Raw genomic sequence first — 15,186 nt, forward strand, 5'->3', positions numbered from 1 at the left:
GATGGTTAAGATTAAAATCGACGGGAAGACCTACGAAGTACCTCCCGAGAAGCCGCTCATCGAGTTCCTCAGGGAGCTCGGCCATCTGCCGGGCTTCTGCTACGGCTCGGAGATAGACCCCTACGGTTCGTGCAGGCTCTGCCTCGTGAAGACCCAGAGGGGAGTGACGACCTCGTGCACACTCAAGCCTATGGATGGCCTTGAAATAGAGACCTTCAGCGATGAAGTCATCGAGATGAGGAGAACCGCCCTGGAGTTAATACTCTCCGACCACTACGGTGACTGTATCGGTCCGTGTCAGGAAGGCTGTCCTGCACACAGCGACGTACAGGGCTACCTCGCTCTCATAGCGATGGGCAAGTACCACGAGGCCGTTAAGCTCATGAAGGAGAAGTACATCCTTCCGGCCGTTCTTGGGAGAGTTTGTCCGGCCTTCTGTGAGGACGCCTGCAGGAGGAACCTCGTTGATGAACCTCTGGCGATAAGGCAGCTCAAACGTTTTGCCGCTGATTACGACCTTGAGCACGGGCCCTGGATGCCGGAAATACCCACCTCAACCGGAAAGAGAGTGGCGGTGGTGGGTGGTGGGCCCGCGGGTCTCGCATGTGCCTACTACCTCAGGACGATGGGACATGAAGTTACTATCTTTGAGGCGATGCCGGAGCTCGGCGGCATGATGCGCTATGGCATTCCAACCTACAGGCTCCCGAGGGACGTGCTCGACAAGGACATAGCGACGGTCATAAACACGGGGATAGAAGTGAGAACGAACACTGCCCTTGGGAGGGACATCACCTTAGAGGAGCTCAGGGAGAAGTATGATGCCGTCTTCCTCGGTGTCGGTGCGTGGAGAAGCAGGAAGATGGGCATTCCGGGGGAAGACCTCGACGGCGTCATGCACGGTATAGAGTTCCTGAGAAAGGTAAACATGGGCGAGAAGGTCGAGCTCGGGGAGCGCGTTATAGTTGTCGGCGGTGGAAACACTGCCATGGACGTCGCTAGGACGGCACTGAGGCTCGGTGCAAAGGTTACCGTCGTCTACAGGCGCTCCAGGGCTGAAATGCCGGCCAACGAGCGCGAGGTGGAGGAGGCAGAGGAGGAAGGCGTCGAGTTCCTATTCCTGACGAACCCGGTTAAGATACTCGGCGATGGCAGGGTCGAGGAGGTAGAGCTCATCAGAATGAAGCTTGGAGAGCCGGACGCGAGCGGAAGGAGGAGGCCGATCCCGATAGAGGGCTCGAACTTCAGAGTTAAAGCGGACAACGTGATCCTGGCCATAGGCCAGTACTGCGACGAAGAGTTCTTAAAGGCCCTCGGCATCGAGGCAAGGCGCGGAAAGGCCATCGTTGACGACGTGACGCTCCAGACGAGCGTTCCAGGCGTCTTCGCTGGCGGCGACCTCGTTCTCGGCCCATCGACTGTCATAGAAAGCATAGCCACGGGCAGGAGAGCCGCGATAATGATAGACCTCTACCTCAAAGGCAAGCTTGAGAAGGCAAAAGCCGTTCTCACGGAGCCGGTAAAGCACGTGAAGGACGTAGTTGAGGACAAAGACCTTTATCGGGTTCTCTTCGACCTGAGGCCCTACAACCACTGGAAGAAGGTCACGGAGAAGGACTACGAGCATGTGGAGAGGAAGCCGAGGGCAAAGGTGAAGCTCCTCGATCCCGAAAAGCGGAGGAGAAGCTTTGAGGAAGTCGAACCCGCTTTGACCGAGGAGCAGGTGCTCAAGGAAGCAGAGCGGTGTATGAGCTGCGGCTGTATGGAGGTCTTCCGCTGCAAGCTGAGGGAATACGCAACGCTCTACGACGCGAAGCAGGATGCTTTCGAGGGAGAGCAGAACAAGTTTGAGCTTGATGAGAGCCACCCATGGATCACCCTTGACAACAACAAGTGCGTCCTCTGCGGCCAGTGCGTCAACTTCACCCATGAGGTAGCCGGAGAAGGAGTCGTGGACTACCTCTTCAGGGGCTTCAAGACCATGATTTCACCGCCCCTCGGGGAGAAGCTCGGTGATATGGACGGGAGGTTCATAGGCGAGCTCATCGACATCTGCCCGGTTGGAGCGATTACAGAGAAGCTGCCCTTCATCAAGCCCGGCCCGTGGAAGACGAAAGCCGTTCCAACGGTCTGCAACGGCTGTTCCTTTGCCTGCGAGATGAATATAGAGGTCTACGACGGCATGCTCGTGAGGGCGTCGAGCAGAGCTGTTTCATGGAACCTGCACCTCTGCGACTACTGCCGCTTCGGAAGGCCCTGGGCCGAGGATCTGGCTCAGCCGCTCCTCAACGGGGAGCCCGTAAGCTGGGAGGAGGCCAAAAAGTTCCTTGCCGAGAAGAGCTATGCATTAATCCTGACGCCGGAGCTCACCAACGAGGAGATAGTCTTTTTCAAGGAGTTTGCTGAGAGGAAGGGCATCCCAATAGGTGCGATGGTCGAGGAAGGCCTCTCTACAGCAACCCTCGAGGACATCAGGAAGGCGAAACGCGTTCTCCTCAAGGCCGACGTTGAGAAGTTCCCGCTCCTCAAGATACTGCTGAAGGGCAAGGAAATCGTCGAGGAGGGCTATGATGTAGCCGTGCTCGAGGCCCCGGCTCAGCCGCTTGAAGTCCCAACGCTGATCCTGCATGAAGGCGTCAACGCCGCTGGACTACTGAGAGCTGGGATAAAGGGCATTCCCCAGAGCGATGCCTACGTGGTAATAGGGAGGCCTAAGGGAGAGCTCAAAGGTGAAGTCTTAGTCCTTCCTGCTGGTCTGTGGGCGGAGAAAGCCGGAACGGTCACCAACGCCTTCAACATGGAGCTGAAGGTCGGAAGGGCTAGGGAGGGCTTCAGCCCGGTGGAGCTCTTCCAGTGACTTTTCTTTTACCTCTCTCCATGGATGATTGAAAAAAACGGAAATAACGATTGGAAGCTCAAATAACCGCCGGAACCCCCGGGATTCTCGGGAAGGGCTGAACCTCCGCTATGTGCTCAGCCCCGACCATGTACCTGATGAGCCTCTCGATGCCTATGCCCGCTCCAGCGCTCGGCCTCAGGAGGCCCGCTTTGGCGACCTCGAGGTAGGGTCTGAAGGCGTCGAGGCTTATGCCTGCCTTCTTCATTTTTCTGACTATTACCTCGTACTCCCACTCCCTCTCGCCACCGCTGGAAACCTCTCCGTAGCCCTCCGGTAGGTAGAGGTCGTAGTTCCTGAAGTGGCCGGGCCTTTCGGGGTCCTCCCTGTCGTAGAACTCCCTCTCAATGTCCGTCACCCAGAAGGGCTCGTCCATGGCCTTACTGGCCTCGTCCTCGCTTCCAAACTCGGCCTTAATCTCCTCAAGGGTGAAGCGCTTGAAGGGCGGCCTTACCTTGGGTACTTCCCTCTCCAGTCCCCAGCTCCTAGCTTCCTTGAACAATCCGCTTATCAGCTCCTCTATGAGGCTCATGACGTCGTCCATGCTCGCGTAGGCTATCTCGAAGTCAAGCTGCGTAAACTCGTAGGCGTGTCTGCCATCGTCGGCGCTTCTCCCTTCGAGCCTTATGTTCGGCGAGAGTATGAAGAGCCTGTCAATTCCCATAGCTACCGCCATCTGCTTGTGGAGTATCATGCTGTGGGTCAGCCTCAGCCTCTCGCCGTAGACCTCGACTTCTGGCGGCTTTAGGGCCTCGCTAGCAGCAGGGTCTGGCCAGAGGGGATCGGTTATGGAGCTGAGCATCACCGGGAGCATCCACTTGAAGCCCTTGCCTACCATGTATCTTGTCATATAGTCAATTACTCTCGTCTGGACTTCTATAACTGGTTCAATTTTTCGGGTCACAATTTGGAGAGCGTTCATTTTCATCACCTGGCTTTTGTCAGTGATTTTTACCTTTATGTCTTTTGTGCAAGAAAAGTTGAATTTTGGACAAAATTAGACATAAAATACGGATTAATTTTGAACAAATGTCAGAAAATCACAATTTAATTGACGAAGAGGGGGACGAGTAAACGATAGCGTTATAATGCCCGAGGAGAACCCTATACGGTGGTAAAGCATGGGCGTCTACATATTTACTCCTGAAGACCTCCTGCGCTACGGAACGATAACTGAGGAGCAGCTTGAAGTTCTGAAGAAAGCTCTCCTCGACAGAAAGGATGTTCTAATCGTTGGCTCCAGCAGGTCTGGAAAGACCAAGCTCGTCGAGGCTCTGATTCATCTAATCCCTGAAGACAGAAAAATCGCTGTAATAACGGCCTATGGGGAGTTCAAGCCGTTTAAGCCTAACATAGTAGTCATAGACACGCAGTTCGACTCAAGAAGCCTTGAGGCCCGCACCAAGGATGTCATCGAAAAGATAAAGCGCATAAACCCGGACTACATCGTCATAGACACCATCCACACCGTCCACGTGCCCACGATTCTGAGCGAGCTCCTTGATGACTACACCTTCATAGCGACCTCGCTGGCCATCTCTGGCGATATAATCGAGGAAGTCAAGCACTGGCTAAGGGCAAACAATGACGTCATGAGCAAGTTTGATATTGTGGTCGAACTTAAGAGGGACTTCAGAACTGGAACCAGAAAGATCAACAGGATATACGCTGTCAAAAAGTCGAGAGAAAAAGTGGAGCTCGAGCCGCTTCTTTAGGCTTATTTCCTTATCCTTTTAAGGTCCTTGTGTATCTCTTCCTTCAGTTTGCGGTAGTATTCCATGGATAGATAGCCCCTTTTCCAGCCGGCGTAGAGAGTCACGTTGAACAGAACGGTTATCAGAACTGCTATCAGGAGGGAGTTTACAGTAACACCACCGATGGTCTTCTGGGTTCTCCGGAACATGCCGAGGGAAACATAGTCGTCCACCGTCATGTGTCTCATAGGGAGGTTCTCAACCCTGATGGTGCCGTTCTCTGGAGTCAGCGAGAGCATGTGGTTCCATGTCACGACGTAGACTTTCACGTGGGTTCTCTTCTCGGTGCAGTCGGGGATGGTCTGCCCGTTCCAGAGGCAGCTCCCGTCGGGCTGCATCGTTGCCCATACATCGGTGTGCTCGTAGGTTTGGAGGTATATACTGTTGTTGTCTGGGTAGACCTTCACGACCTCTATATCGTAAGTGTTCCCGCCGTAGACCAAGGAACGGAAGAAGCGGTAGAGCCTGTCGATTATCGTGTTGTGAAAATACTCGTCCTCCCATACGATGTAGTAGTAGATGTTGCCCTTTATGTCCACCATGTATAGAATTCCGTAAGGTTCATCTCCGGGGAAGGTGTGGATGATGGGGGTATACTCTTGAATCTTGGCGCTTTCCCATGGGAGGTAGCCCTCGAGGGAATATCCGCTAGTGTAGAGTCCAACACTCCAAAATATCAGAAGATTGATGAAAAGCCACAGTGCAATCCATCTTTTCTTTGCCATTATTTTTCACTGGAGAAATATAAAGGGAGCATCAGGCCTTAAGCTTTTCTATGACCATCCTCAGGTTGTCGAGCATCTCCCTTATGTCGTCGAATGTCATGTAGCCCATGTTTCCAATCCTGAAGGTCTTCTCGGCGACGCTTCCATAGCCCTTGGCGAGCTCAAAGCCCCTCTCGCGCATAGCGTTGTAGACGTCAACGCCCTTCATTCCCTCAGGAACGACGACGGCAGTGATGGTCGGGCTCTCGTAGCCTGGCTCGGCGAGGATTCCGAGGCCCATCTCCTTGACGCCCTCGCGTATCATCTCGCTCCTCTTCCTGTACATATCGAGCCAGGCCCCTTTGCCGCCCATCTTCTCGATTATCCTGAGGACGACGTTGAGGCCGAATATCTGTGGGAGCGGTGGGGTTGAGGGCGTTCCCTTCTTCTTCTCGTTGAACTTTTTGTAGAGCGGCAGATCAAAGTACCAGCCGCGCTCGGGCATCTTCTCGGCTATCTCAAAAACGCGCTCGCTGACGGCGGCGACGGCAAGACCGGGTGGGACGCCGAAGGCTTTCTGGCTGCTCGCGAAGATGAGGTCGATGTCCCACTTGTCGAACTTTATGTCCGCTCCGCCCATGGCAGAGACGGCATCGACGAAGAGCAGCTTGTCGTGCTCCTTGACGACCTTGGCAAGCTCTGGAAGCGGGTTGAGAACACCTGTGGAGGTCTCATTGTAGGTTATGGTGACGGCCTCGACGTCGGGGTTCTTCTTGAGGACTTCATCAAGCTCCTCTGGCTTGATGGCCTTTCCAGGCTCCTTTTCAAATACAATGGCTTCCCTTCCGTTGGCGTTGACGACGTCAGCAAAGCGCTTTCCAAACGCGCCAATGATCGTGACGAGAACTTTTCCACCGCGCGGAATGGTGTTTCTCACAGCGGCCTCCATAAAGCCCGTTCCAGAGCTCGGGAAGAGGATTATCTCGCCTTTATCGGCCTCAAGGAAGGCTTTGAGCCTGTTGAGGGTATCAACGTGAACTTCCTTTGCCTCAGACGAGCGGTGGCTGAACATCTGGACGCTCATTATCGCGAGAACCTCCGGGAAACAAGCAACAGGGCCGGCCGTGAAGAGCTTGTACTTCGGCTTGACTATCTCGTAGAGCTCCCTGTAAGCGTCCTCATACTGCATGTCGAACCTGAGCTCCATCAGCATCACCTCGGCGGAGGTTGGAGGGGAAATATAAAAAGGGTTCGTTAGTTCCTTCCCGTAACTTATCGAAGCTATGTTCGTTTTGTAGGCAATAAAATGAAGAATTTTCGACCTGACCAAGACTTTTAAAAGCTTCACACTAACGTTTAGAAGGTGGTTTGATGGAGCGCAAACGCCTGGCTGGAATAATCCTGCTCATCATCTCCGCCTTCACCGGAACGATAGCTTTCCGCCTCGCGACTCCGGCGATAGCCTTCTACACGAGGGATATTCTCCAGGCCTCAATGCTCTCGGTCTCCATCGTTTCCATGTCATTTGTCCTGGCAAGGGCATTTTCGTCTGTTCTTGGTGGTCTCACCCTTGAGAGAGGCAGGAAGCTCGTTTACATCGGTGCGCTGGCCATGATGGGCAACGCTCTGGCGGTCCATCTCTACCCCCTCACGAGCACCTGGGTTCAGGTGGCCGGAATAAAGCTTCTCAACGGCTTCCTCAATGGATTGAGCTGGCCAATGGCCCAATTTGTCATAGCAGTGACTACGCCAAACGAGATAAGGGCAAGGGTCACATCGGTTTACTTCCTCTTTGGCAGTATAGCTTCACTCCTCGGCAACTACGTTTACGCCTACACCATTAACCTTGGCTTGTCCGGTCAGATGTGGATCGCCTCTGCATTCTTTGTATTCACCGGCGTGATAATGCTCCTTGCCTACTTCCTGCTCTACGGCTGGATAGTGCCCAAGAGAAAGAAAACGCCCGATGGGGAGAAGCCGAGCCTCAACCCAAAAAGGATTCTCATAATCGCGTCGCTGATGGCGATCATAGTTGCCTTCACCTCCGGTGAGATAACCTACATCTATGTTTCCGAAGCTTTGGGCATGGACAAAGCCAAAACAGCGACGCTTATCGGATGGGCAGGCTTTTTATCGGCACTCCTCAGCTACGTCATCTCCTGGCTCGCCGACGTCAGGAGCGAGAGAAGGATGGTTGTTCTGACGTCAGTTATGGCAGCGGTCTCTCCAATCCTCGCTGCCGTAAAGACTGCTCCGACAGTTTTTCTTGGCATATTTATGGCCCTCTTCGCCTTCCAGAGCTTCAGACCGATTTCGAGGAAAGTCTTGGCTTCATACTATCGCTCTTCATTAGCTATAGGCGGTGTGAACGGAATTCAGAACCTCTCGACTTTCGCAGGGGGAATGCTCTTCGGCCTGGCCTACTCGCTCGGGGAAATAAGCGTGGGCGTAACGTTGAACCTCGCCCTGCTTTCCTTCCTGCCGTTTTCACTGGCACTCCTCTGGGAGTCCGTTAAGCTTAAAGGGACTGGGGAGTAAGATGGGGTGACGGGCTTTCCAAAACTTTTATAAGCCACTCCACTCGCCTAAGTTTAGGCTTAGCTTACGCTCATTTGGAGGTGAGAGTATGGGACTGAGACCAGCCAAGATTGATAGGGACGTTGACAAGCCCGCTTACACGAGGAGGGAATACATACGCGGTGCCCCCGGTCCGAAGATAACCATCTTCGACATGGGCAACCTTTCCGCTGAGTTCCAGTACGAGGTGAGCCTTCACGCTGAGCAGGCCATGCAGATAAGGCAGAACGCCCTTGAGGCCATCCGTATACAAGTCAACAGGTACCTCCAGAAGAACGTCGGTAGGAGCAACTACCACTTCAAGATAAGGGTCTACCCGTTCCAGGTTCTCCGTGAGAATCCGATGGCTACCGGAAGGAATGCAGATCGTTACGGTAACGGTATGCGCAGGCCCTTCGGAAAGCCAATCGGCCTTGCCGCTCGCGTTAAGAAGGATCAGAAGATACTCACCGTCTGGGTCAACGAGGGCCACCTCAAGTTCGCCCTCGAGGCCATGCGCAGGGCTGCCATGAAGCTCCCATACAGCGCCTACTACAGGATCTACGACAAGGAAGGCAACGACATTACCAGCAAGGTTCTCTCGACCATGAAACGCTGACGCACAACGCTAAAGCGCAGCGCTGGAGCGCGGCGCTTCCCTTAACCTCTTTTCTGTTCCGTGAAGCTTTGCCATATATTCATAATGATTATTAACGATGCAACCCCACTTAGATTGGTGAGACGATGGTAAGCTCTCACTTCAGGAACATTCTGCTCAAGCTCGGCATCCCTGAGGAGCGATTATCAGTCCTCGAGGGTAAGGGGGGCCTCGTCGAAGACGAGTTTGAGGGTATCAAATACGTCCGCTTCCGCGACTCCGCCAAAGGCTTCAGGCGTGGAACCATCGTCTTCGAGAACGGCGAGGTGGTTCTGGGCTTTCCCCACATAAAGCGCGTCGTCCAGCTTGAGAACGGGATAAGGCGCGTCTTCAAGAACAGGCCTTTCTACGTCGAGGAGAAGGTCGATGGATACAACGTTAGAGTCGTTAAAGTGGGAGATAAGGTTCTCGCCCTCACAAGAGGAGGCTTCGTCTGTCCCTTCACGACGGAGAGGGTTGAGGACTTCATAAATTTCGACTTCTTCAGAGACTACCCGAACCTCGTTCTGGCTGGGGAGATGGCCGGGCCTGAAAGCCCTTACCTCGTCGAAGGTCCGCCCTACGTGAAGGAGGATATTCAGTTCTTCCTCTTTGACATCCAGGAGAAGGGGAGTGGGAAGAGCCTTTCCGTAGAGGAAAGGCTGAAGCTCGCTGAAGAATATGGAATTCCCCACGTTGAAGTGTTCGGAGTTTATGATCGACGCCGCATTGACGACCTCTACGACCTCATTGAGAGGCTCCACCGCGAGAGAAGAGAAGGAATCGTCATGAAGAGCCCCGACATGAAGAAGGTGGCGAAGTACGTAACGCCCTACGCTAACATCAACGACGTCAGGATAGGCTCGCACATATTCTTTGACCTGCCACACGGCTACTTCATGCAGCGGATTAAGCGCCTCGCTTTCTATCTAGCGGAGAAGCACATCAAGGGTGAGGAGTTCGATGAGTATGCCAAAGCCCTGGGGAAGGCACTGCTACGGCCCTTCGTTGAGAGCATCCACGAGGTGGCCAACGGCGGCGAGGTCGAGGAGGTCTTCACGGTGAGGGTCAAGAACATAACGACCGCCCATAAAATGGTGACCCACTTCGAGAGGCTCGGAGTTAAGATCCATATCGAGGACATCGAGGACTTGAAGAACGGCTACTGGAGGATAACCTTCAAGCGAGTTTACCCAGATGCCACGCGCGAGATTAGAGAACTGTGGAACGGATTGGCTTTTGTGGACTGAGTTTCTCTCGCTTTGTTTTTGAGGCAGGCGTTCTCTATTAAAGCGCTGGGAATGATAATCGCCATTATGATAATCGCGGTTATCATCTCGTTGGCCGTTTTCATTTTTCGACGCACGATTATATAATTGGAATTCGAAAATCTGTGGATCCAAGAAGGGCCTTATAGCTCGAGAGTCTCGAAAGGCTTATTTCTCCTGGGGGAGAAGTTTGAGGAGTGGTGTGATGTTCTTCAAGAAAAAGAAAAAGGAGGAAAAGCCGAAGAAGAGTTACGAGGAAATGCTAGAGGAATGGGCAAGGAAATACGGCCTGCCAAAAGAGTCTGTAAGACATCTTGCATCCCTATACAGCAACGCTAATGAAGGTCTCCTAAAAATACTGGCGAGGGCAGACCCCGAAGGGCGGCACGACAGGGTTTCAAAAGCCCTGGGAACAAAGAAGATGCCTGAAGGATATATATAACCCACATAGAAAAAGCGGAGTATCAAAAACTGAGAGCTGAGCGAGATCCCCGCGCAGCAAGATTCCCAATACTCCACGGATTACTTACCCTTGCATTAATCCACCACACCGGAAGCAGCATAGATTCCATAGGCGAGGCTGTCCGCGAGGCCCTGGACAACTGGGTAATACAAGATCTATATTATGATGACATAAAGAAAGATCCAGACTCATTCATAGAAGAACTAATAACACAGCTGGAGGATCGTCACCTGATAATAGATAAGGATTCTACGAGGAGAAATTTGCAAAAGGCTCTCGAGTTGGCTATCAAGATAGTTGACAAGATGCCGCCTGACTTCAGAGACCCCGAAAAGGTACATGCAGTCAGCAAGGCAATATCCGGCGTGGCAGACGATCCTTTCCACATTCTCAAACAAGCGGGCATTGACATCGAGCCAGAACTTGAAGAGTTCCGGCAGTTCTTGGCGGAGATCAGCGGGAAGAAACCACCAGCACCGAAGTTCAAGCAGGTGGAGTTCCAGAACGCAAACCTCCCAGAAAGCCTCAAGCTCGAAGTCCTCTCCATCCTCAAAGCCTTGGAATTCGCGGACTACTCCGAGAGCGCGAAGGAAAAGGCCATTAAAAAGCTCACCTCGATGCTTGGGGAGCTCTCAAGGGAGAGGCTGACCCCGGAGAACCTCCAAAAAATTGGCCTCACAGCCTTCGCGGTTGAGATTATAAAGCGGGGTGAGTTTGACAGGGTGGAAGAGATAAAGAAACTCTGAGCATCACTCCCGCTTAGAGCTCCATGAAGACCCTCTCCAGCACGGGGTCTGAGATTCTATACCTCCTGTTTCTTTCTCCACGTAACCTGACTTCACGAGGTTCTTAAGCAGGGCCGAGAAGTTGGAGTTGCTAGGAGCCAATCTTCCGGCACGTGGGAATGGCACTAACTTGCACCCCCACAAGTAACTTGCACCCCTGCAAGTTAGGCATCCTTCCGGTTGGGCACAAGGCATCTTTGCACAAGCAAAGTTGGGGGTGTGGGGGCGTCAGCCCCCCAGCAACCTTTGCTTGTGCAAAGCTTGACCAAATGGTTCTGACACTATTTAATCGTCTTGGAGCAGTTCGTACGTGCTTTGTAATAGGGGGAGTTTTAGGGGGCTTTCTTGGGTGGAGTAGTCAATATTTGCTGGGTTTATCCCTTCCGCGCCCTTCGGGCGCTACTGAAAGTAAACCCATCTTAGAAAAATATCTGCTTAAGGAGGAAAGCCTCTAGAATTAGGGCACCTGAAAAGCACGTACAAACTTTGATGAAACTTTGCGAAGGCAAAGTTTCCTTCCGTGGGGTGAAACCCCGCATCGGGGGTTTGAGAGTACAGGAAGCTTTTGGAAAAAGCTTCACCAAAAGTTCGTAGCTCTTAGTTGTAGTTATGCTCTGAATACGGAGGTTTTCAAGTCAGGTGCCAACGTTTTAAGTGAGAACCTGTCTTGGTTCTTTCTTTTGATGGGGTTTAGCTTGAAAAAAGACGCCCATAGGGCGTCAAAAATGGTAAACCCCTCTTAAAGGGGTATTTTGGAGTCGAGGTTCTTTGTGTTAAATTCTCCGATAATAAAAAACCACCTGAGAATTGATATTTCAGTAAGGAGCTACCAACCTTGCTCAAACTTCGCGAAGGCGAACAAGCTTTTAGAAAAAGCTTGACCAAAAGAGTTCCCTTTCTGCCAAATTGACAGAGAATAAAAGTGTGCACTATTAAAGCAGCACTTTTAAATTAGGGTTTAATCCCTAAAATGAGTCATTGAAGAGGTTTCACATCCTTTTTGGCGTCCTTTGGACGCCTTGTGGGGGGTGAAACATTGTAAACTGCCATCTGAAGAGTAACCCTGCCGAAAATTGGCATTCCAAAATCTCACACAAATTTTCCGCCAGCGCTTGCGCAAGCAAGGGCTGATTGCAAAAATTTTGTACACCTCCAAACCCAAAAAAGGGTGGAAGGGTTCGAAAGCCTTTTAAATAGTCTCCATAGACTTCCCCTCAGCTTTAGAGTACTCATAGCGAAGGATGACGGAAAAATGGCCTGGCACATCTTCATTCCCGATTCGCTCCTCGAAGAAACCGACGACCCGAAAATCAGGACGTACAAAGTTGGACAGATAGCCAGGGCGGCAGCGATATTCGGCGTCGAGCACATCTGGATTTACAGGGCCGGCGGGAAGGACGGAAGGTTCATCAAGCTCATCCTCGAGTACGCGGAAACGCCCCAGTACCTCAGGAAGAGGCTCTTCCCCCTCATGCCCGAACTCAAGTACGTTGGCGTGATTCCCCCGCTCAGAACGCCCCACCACAAGCTCAAGGGCAAGCCCAAGGTTGGAGAAATCCGTGAAGGCTTCGCCTTCAGGCGGGGGAAAAGGACGCTGGCGGACATCGGCCTCGACGAGCTCGCTTTGGTAGAGGGGGACGTTGAGGGGCGCGCAACGTTCAGAATTGTCTCAACGAGGCCGCTTAGGGTCATACCAGCGAAGCCAGAGGAGTACTGGGGATACAGGGTGCACCTCACGAAAAAGTCCTTAGCAAAAACACTTAAAAAGGCCGGGCTTGACTTGGCAATCGCCACCTCCAGGAAGGGGCAAGACATTCGAGACGTGAAGCTTCCCCCGCTCGAGGGGGAGGTCGGATTCATCTTCGGCTCACCGAGGAAGGGCGTGATGGAGCTCCTCGGCGAGGAGGATTATCCCTTTGATCTAATCCTCAACACCATTCCAAATCAGCGGACAGCTACCGTCCGCACCGAGGAGGCCGTCTTGGCCACCCTTGCGGTGTTTAATCTCATAAGGAGGGATTGAGATGGGAAAAATACACAGGCCAAGGAGAGGTTCATTGGCTTACTCCCCAAGAAAGAGGGCTAAGAGCATAGTCCCGAGAATCAGGAAGTGGCCGAAGGACAGCGAGGTCAGGATGCTCGGTTTCGCCGGCTACAAAGCTGGCATGACCCACATCCTCATGATAGACGACAGGCCAGGGCTCACCAAGGGCAAGGAGATATTTATGCCGGTCACGGTAGTCGAGGTCCCGCCGCTCTTCGTCTACGGCATCAGGGCCTACAGGCAGGGCTACCTCGGACTTGAAACTGCCACCGAGGTCTGGTTCCACGAGCTCAACGACTACGTCAAGAGGAGGATAAAGACCCTGCCGAAGGACTACAACGAGGAGGCCTTCCAGGCCAAGCTTGGCCAGCTTGAGGACCTCGTCAACGATGGCGAGATAGTTGACGTCAGACTGCTCGTCCACACCCAGCCGTGGCTCATCAAGCTCAAGAAGAAGCCCGAGGTTATGGAGTACGCCATCGGTGGCGACGACGTCAAGGCCAAGTTTGACTACGCCAAGGAGAAGATAGGCAAGGAGCTCCGCGCGAGCGAGGTTCTCCACGAGGGAGAGCTCCTCGACGTCATAGCCGTCACCAAGGGCAAGGGAACCCAGGGCCCAGTCAAGAGGTGGGGAATAAAGATCCAGTTCCACAAGGCCCAGAGGGCTGGAAAGGGCAGGCACGTCGGTAACCTTGGTCCATGGCACCCGACCAGGGTCATGTGGACCGTTCCGCAGGCCGGTCAGATGGGCTTCCACCACAGGACTGAGTTCAACAAGAGGCTCATCGCCATAGGCGAGAACGGCAAGCTCAAGCTCGACGAGAAGAACGAGATAGAGATTACCCCGAAGGGAGGCTTCCCGCACTACGGCATCATAAGGAGCGACTTCCTCATGATACAGGGCACTATACCGGGTTCCTTCAAGAGGATAATCAGGGTCAGGCCGGCTATAAGGCCGCCGAAGAAGAAGCCGCCCGTTGAGAGGCCGCAGATAACCTACATCAGTAGGGAATCCAAGCAGTGAGGTGAGATAGATGAAGGTTAAGGTTTTCAATCTCGAAGGCGAGCCAGTCGAGGAGATAGAGCTTCCAAAGGTCTTTGCCACTCCCTTCAGGCCCGACCTCATCAGGAGGGCTGTCATCGCCTCATGGACCCACAGGATTCAGCCCCAGGGTAGGGACCCGCTCGCTGGAAAGAGAAGGGTCACAGAGAACATCGGAAAGGGCCACGGAATGGCGAGAGTTGAGAGGATAAAGACCTCCCCGAGGTTTGCCGCCTTCGTCCCATTCGCGAGGGGCGGAAGGAGGACCCACCCGCCGAAGGTCGAGAAGATAATCTGGGAGGACATCAACAAGAAGGAGCGCAGGCTCGCCATCATGAGCGCCATAGCTGCCACCGCCAACTACGACCTCGTTAGGGCCAGAGGTCACATCGTTGACAACATTCCGCAGGTTCCGCTCGTTGTCGTCGACGACCTCGAGAAGGTCTTCAAGACCGCCCAGACTAGGGAGATCTTCAAGAAGCTCGGCGTCTGGGACGACATAGAGAGGGCCAAGAAGAACACCAAGATACGGGCCGGTAAGGGTAAGATGCGCGGAAGGCGCTACAAGAAGGCCAAGGGCCCGCTCATCGTTGTCGCCAAGAACGAGGGAATCGTCCAGGGAGCCAGGAACCACCCGGGTGTCGATGTCGTCACCGTCGAGAACCTCGGCGTCGAGCTGCTCGCTCCGGGTACCCACCCGGGAAGGCTCACCATCTGGACCAAGGGCGCTATAGAGAGGCTTAGGGAGATTTACGGGTGATGAGAGATGGACCCATACAAGGTTATTATCAGGCCGGTCGTCACCGAGAAGGCCGTTGCCATGATCGAGAACGAGAACAAGCTCACCTTCATAGTTGACAGGCGCGCCACCAAGCAGGACATCAAGAGGGCCGTGGAAGCGATGTTCGACGTCAAGGTCGAGAAGGTCAATACCCTCATCACCATGAGGGGAGAGAAGAAGGCCTACGTGAAGCTCAAGCCTGAGTACAGCGCAAGTGAGATTGCTGCCAGGATAGGATTGTTCTGACGGGGTGAGT

The 15,186-nt window shown here is 53.3% G+C and carries 14 protein-coding genes; 11 read left to right on the top strand and 3 right to left on the bottom strand.

The features are described 5' to 3' along the window. Position 1 precedes the first annotated feature (1 nt). The gene (locus E3E26_RS09350) at positions 2-2,857 is read left to right on the top strand and encodes an NAD(P)-binding protein (RefSeq protein ID WP_167901082.1); all 2,856 of its coding nucleotides are present in this window, start codon (positions 2-4) and stop codon (positions 2,855-2,857) included. 58 nt (positions 2,858-2,915) lie between these two features. On the opposite strand, the gene E3E26_RS09355 is transcribed toward E3E26_RS09350, so the two are convergent. Beyond that, positions 2,916-3,824 carry an asparagine synthetase A gene (locus tag E3E26_RS09355; protein WP_167901083.1) on the bottom strand — a complete coding sequence of 303 codons (909 nt, stop codon included), beginning with the start codon at positions 3,822-3,824 and terminating at the stop codon, positions 2,916-2,918. A gap of 193 nt (positions 3,825-4,017) precedes the next feature. Between E3E26_RS09355 and E3E26_RS09360 the strand changes: the two genes are divergently transcribed. Beyond that, complete coding sequence (locus E3E26_RS09360; protein ID WP_167901084.1) at positions 4,018-4,611, top strand: ATPase, T2SS/T4P/T4SS family; 594 nt, start codon at positions 4,018-4,020, stop codon at positions 4,609-4,611. A gap of 2 nt (positions 4,612-4,613) precedes the next feature. Here the strand turns inward: E3E26_RS09360 and E3E26_RS09365 are convergent, their stop codons facing one another. Both E3E26_RS09365 and E3E26_RS09370 read right to left on the bottom strand, forming a co-directional pair. After that, positions 4,614-5,375 (bottom strand): hypothetical protein, encoded by a 762-nt coding sequence (locus tag E3E26_RS09365; RefSeq protein ID WP_167901085.1) that lies wholly within the window; start codon positions 5,373-5,375, stop codon positions 4,614-4,616. Positions 5,376-5,406: 31 nt separating this feature from the next. Continuing rightward, complete coding sequence (locus tag E3E26_RS09370; protein WP_167901181.1) at positions 5,407-6,561, bottom strand: alanine--glyoxylate aminotransferase family protein; 1,155 nt, start codon at positions 6,559-6,561, stop codon at positions 5,407-5,409. Between the two features lie 164 nt (positions 6,562-6,725). On the opposite strand from E3E26_RS09370, the gene E3E26_RS09375 reads away from it, so the two are divergent. The 9 genes from E3E26_RS09375 (at position 6,726) to E3E26_RS09415 (ending at position 15,176) form a co-directional block, all read left to right on the top strand. Continuing rightward, positions 6,726-7,892, top strand: coding sequence for an MFS transporter (locus E3E26_RS09375; RefSeq protein WP_167901086.1), 1,167 nt, complete (start codon positions 6,726-6,728; stop codon positions 7,890-7,892). Between the two features lie 88 nt (positions 7,893-7,980). Further along, complete coding sequence (locus E3E26_RS09380; protein ID WP_167901087.1) at positions 7,981-8,529, top strand: 50S ribosomal protein L16; 549 nt, start codon at positions 7,981-7,983, stop codon at positions 8,527-8,529. Between the two features lie 125 nt (positions 8,530-8,654). Continuing rightward, on the top strand, positions 8,655-9,797 hold the full coding sequence (locus tag E3E26_RS09385) for an RNA ligase (RefSeq protein ID WP_167901088.1): 1,143 nt from the start codon (positions 8,655-8,657) through the stop codon (positions 9,795-9,797). 223 nt (positions 9,798-10,020) lie between these two features. Continuing rightward, positions 10,021-10,257: a hypothetical protein gene (locus tag E3E26_RS09390; RefSeq protein WP_167901089.1), complete on the top strand. Its 237-nt coding sequence runs from the start codon at positions 10,021-10,023 to the stop codon at positions 10,255-10,257. Positions 10,258-10,559: 302 nt separating this feature from the next. Then, on the top strand, positions 10,560-11,024 hold the full coding sequence (locus tag E3E26_RS09395; protein ID WP_167901090.1) for a hypothetical protein: 465 nt from the start codon (positions 10,560-10,562) through the stop codon (positions 11,022-11,024). A gap of 1,291 nt (positions 11,025-12,315) precedes the next feature. Then, positions 12,316-13,086 (top strand): putative RNA uridine N3 methyltransferase, encoded by a 771-nt coding sequence (locus E3E26_RS09400; RefSeq protein ID WP_167901182.1) that lies wholly within the window; start codon positions 12,316-12,318, stop codon positions 13,084-13,086. A 1-nt stretch (position 13,087) separates the two neighbouring features. Beyond that, positions 13,088-14,131, top strand: coding sequence for a 50S ribosomal protein L3 (locus E3E26_RS09405; RefSeq protein WP_012571023.1), 1,044 nt, complete (start codon positions 13,088-13,090; stop codon positions 14,129-14,131). Between the two features lie 10 nt (positions 14,132-14,141). After that, the gene (rpl4p, locus tag E3E26_RS09410) at positions 14,142-14,909 is read left to right on the top strand and encodes a 50S ribosomal protein L4 (protein ID WP_167901091.1); all 768 of its coding nucleotides are present in this window, start codon (positions 14,142-14,144) and stop codon (positions 14,907-14,909) included. Between the two features lie 6 nt (positions 14,910-14,915). Next, positions 14,916-15,176, top strand: a complete 261-nt coding sequence (locus E3E26_RS09415; RefSeq protein WP_012571025.1) for a 50S ribosomal protein L23 — start codon at positions 14,916-14,918, stop codon at positions 15,174-15,176. The last annotated feature ends 10 nt before the right edge of the window (positions 15,177-15,186 follow it).

It is taken from the genome of Thermococcus sp. LS1 (assembly GCF_012027395.1).
In the GTDB taxonomy this organism is placed as follows: Archaea; Methanobacteriota_B; Thermococci; order Thermococcales; family Thermococcaceae; genus Thermococcus.

Excerpts from the sequence above, each read along its gene's own strand:
- E3E26_RS09350 (WP_167901082.1), top strand. The coding sequence starts at position 2 with ATGGTTAAGATTAAAATCGACGGGAAGACCTACGAAGTACCTCCCGAG.
- E3E26_RS09355 (WP_167901083.1), bottom strand. The coding sequence starts at position 3,824 with ATGAAAATGAACGCTCTCCAAATTGTGACCCGAAAAATTGAACCAGTT.
- E3E26_RS09360 (WP_167901084.1), top strand. The coding sequence starts at position 4,018 with ATGGGCGTCTACATATTTACTCCTGAAGACCTCCTGCGCTACGGAACG.
- E3E26_RS09365 (WP_167901085.1), bottom strand. The coding sequence starts at position 5,375 with ATGGCAAAGAAAAGATGGATTGCACTGTGGCTTTTCATCAATCTTCTG.
- E3E26_RS09370 (WP_167901181.1), bottom strand. The coding sequence starts at position 6,561 with ATGGAGCTCAGGTTCGACATGCAGTATGAGGACGCTTACAGGGAGCTC.
- E3E26_RS09375 (WP_167901086.1), top strand. The coding sequence starts at position 6,726 with ATGGAGCGCAAACGCCTGGCTGGAATAATCCTGCTCATCATCTCCGCC.
- E3E26_RS09380 (WP_167901087.1), top strand. The coding sequence starts at position 7,981 with ATGGGACTGAGACCAGCCAAGATTGATAGGGACGTTGACAAGCCCGCT.
- E3E26_RS09385 (WP_167901088.1), top strand. The coding sequence starts at position 8,655 with ATGGTAAGCTCTCACTTCAGGAACATTCTGCTCAAGCTCGGCATCCCT.
- E3E26_RS09390 (WP_167901089.1), top strand. The coding sequence starts at position 10,021 with ATGTTCTTCAAGAAAAAGAAAAAGGAGGAAAAGCCGAAGAAGAGTTAC.
- E3E26_RS09400 (WP_167901182.1), top strand. The coding sequence starts at position 12,316 with ATGGCCTGGCACATCTTCATTCCCGATTCGCTCCTCGAAGAAACCGAC.
- E3E26_RS09405 (WP_012571023.1), top strand. The coding sequence starts at position 13,088 with ATGGGAAAAATACACAGGCCAAGGAGAGGTTCATTGGCTTACTCCCCA.
- rpl4p (WP_167901091.1), top strand. The coding sequence starts at position 14,142 with ATGAAGGTTAAGGTTTTCAATCTCGAAGGCGAGCCAGTCGAGGAGATA.
- E3E26_RS09415 (WP_012571025.1), top strand. The coding sequence starts at position 14,916 with ATGGACCCATACAAGGTTATTATCAGGCCGGTCGTCACCGAGAAGGCC.